We start from the raw sequence: 563 nt of genomic DNA on the forward strand, positions 1-563 counted from the left end.
TGGTGACTGCCTGCAAAGATCGTGTGCTCGCCCGCTGTTCGCACCACATACCCCTGTTCGCTGATGCGTACCTCGGTACTGCCGGCGTGCAGCACGATTTCCTCTGCCGCGTGCAGGTGGATACTGTCGGTCGTGCTCGTGATCTGGATTGCCTTCTTGGCGGTCACGTCAACACCATCGTTCCGCGCCTCGATCCGCACTTTCCCCGCGGCGGCAACGAGTGTCATGCCTGCCTTGTGCACAAACAGAGAGAACGCATTCGACACGCTCGCGAACAGCGAACGCCCCACGGCAATTCCGACATGCCGGCCGCTCGTCACGGCAACATCCTCACCGCTCGCAATATGGGCGCTACGCTCGGCCGCCAGGCTGATGCCCGCCGATGCCGCCATCACAATGTCGCGCTCCGTCAGCTCCGGGAATTCGTCTGCCGTGCCGGACGGTGTTCCCCGAATCGCATCGTTACGCGCCTTGATCGCACGGGCTACGTCGCTCTGGTCCGCGCCACGTTGTTGTGCGTTGTGCTGTTGCGCCAAATCCGTAAGGCTTTCCTGTCGCTCGCG

General features: G+C 62.7%; 1 protein-coding gene. It reads right to left on the reverse strand.

Features of this window, described 5'->3' with window-relative positions; translation table 11 throughout:
• Positions 1–563: DUF2345 domain-containing protein (locus DIE23_RS39150; RefSeq protein WP_148093510.1), on the reverse strand; the 563-nt coding region annotated here is incomplete at both ends.

The organism is Burkholderia sp. Bp9143, assembly GCF_003853645.1.
Classification (GTDB): Bacteria; Pseudomonadota; Gammaproteobacteria; order Burkholderiales; family Burkholderiaceae; genus Burkholderia.